General features: G+C 59.1%; 1 protein-coding gene. It reads left to right on the forward strand.

The annotated features are described in order from the left end of the window. On the forward strand, positions 1 to 1,964 hold a 1,964-nt coding region (locus tag BST27_RS30205), incomplete at both ends, for a PPE family protein (RefSeq protein WP_139805485.1).

A 1,964-nucleotide genomic window follows, 5' to 3' on the forward strand; every position in this document is an offset into this window, starting at 1 on the left:
CTGGTGGGGCGTGGCAGGGTCCAGCGTCGGTGGCGATGGCTGAGGCTGCCACCCCGTATGTCAGCTGGTTGAACACGGTGACCGCCCAGGCCGAGCAGGCCAGCGCCCAGGCCCGGAATGTGGTGGCCACGTTTGAGGCGGTGCAGGCGGCGATGGTGCATCCGGCGCTCATTGCGGCCAATCGGTCTCAGTTCGTGGCGTTGGTGCGGTCGAATTTGTTCGGGTTCAACCTTCCGGCGATTGCCGCTGCGGAGTTCGAGTATGAACTGATGTGGGCCCAGGATGTGGCCGCGATGTTTGAGTATTACGCGGGGGCGGCATCTGCTGTTGCCAACTTGGCGCCTTTTGCCTCGTTGCAGGGGTTGGTGGGTTTGGTGGCGGGGTCGGGTGGGGTGTCGGCGGCTCAGGCTATTCCTGCGGCGGCGTCGCAGACGTATGAGTTCGCGCTGGGTCTGGCGAATGTGGGTGCCGGTAACTGGGGTGCGGGCAATGTCGGTGAGTTCAATATCGGGAACGGCAACTTCGGGATTTCGAATTTTGGTTCGGGGAACTTGGGGAATTTCAACACGGGTTGGGGCAATCTGGGTAGCTCTAACTTCGGCTTCGGTAATGTGGGTTCGTTCAACACGGGTCTGGCGAATGCCGGTAATTTCAACTTTGGTTTTGGGAATACGGGTAACAACAACATTGGTATCGGGATTACCGGCGATAATCAGGTCGGTATCCAGCTGAACTCGGGGAGCGGCAACTTCGGCTTGTTCAATTCCGGTAGCAATAATGTTGGCTTCTTTAATTCCGGCAACGGGAACTTTGGGTTGTTCAACTCGGGCAGCTTCAACACCGGTATCGGGAATGCGGGTACTGCGAACAGTGGTTTCCTTAATGCTGGTTTCACCAACACTGGTTTGTTGAACGCCGGCAATGTCAATTCCGGTAGCTACAACGTCGGCAACTACAACACCGGTGACTTCAATCCGGGTACGTCGAACACCGGTAGCTTCAACATCGGTGACTTGAATACGGGCTTTGGTAACTGGGGTGACACCAATACCGGTTTCTTCAATACCGGTAACAACAACAATGGGTTCTTCCTGACCGGTGACGGTGAGGGCGGGATTCTGGTCCGGATCAGTTTCCCGGATGTGTCGTTGCCGCCGGTCTTCATACCGGCTGCGACGATTTATGCGTTTGATCTGCCGCAGATCACGATTCCGCCGATCGATATTCCGGCGGGTCAGACGCCGTTCGGTATCACTTTGGGTGCGTGGGATTTGCCGCAGCTCGGTATTCCGTCGATCGACATTCCGGCGGGGCAGACGCCGGCGGGTGTGTTGCTCAGCATGTTCAACACCCCGCAGATCTCGATTCCGCCGATTCATATTCCGGCGGGTCAGACGCCGCCGATTGAGATCGGTGGCTGGTCCACGCCACAGATCAACTTCCCGTCGATTGAGATTCCGGCGGGTCAGACGCCGCCCATCACCATCGGTGGCTGGTTCACGCCGCAGATCAACGTCCCCTCGATCGTCATTCCGGCGGGTCAGACGCCGCCGATTGATATCGGTGCCTGGTTCACGCCGCAGATCAACATTCCGGTCATCGACATTCCGGCGGGTCAGACACCGCCGATCAGCATCGGCGGGTTCAGCCTGCCGCAGATCAACATTCCGGTCATCGACATTCCGGCGGGTCAGACCCCGGCGATCCGCATCGGCGGTTTCGCGCTGCCGCAGATCACCTTGCCGTCGATCGACATCCCGGCTGGGCAGACCCCGCCGATCAGCATCGGCGGGTTCAACCTGCCCGACGTGACGATCCCGTCGATAAACATCCCGGCCTGGGAGACCCCGGCGATCAACATCGGCACGTTCATGACACCGGAGATCAACACCCCGGTCATTACAGTGCCGGCGCTGGCTACCCCGGAGATCACCATCCCGCGTTTCTCGACACCGTTGATTCAG

Source organism: Mycobacterium intermedium (assembly GCF_002086275.1).
GTDB classification, from domain to species: domain Bacteria; phylum Actinomycetota; class Actinomycetes; order Mycobacteriales; family Mycobacteriaceae; genus Mycobacterium; species Mycobacterium intermedium.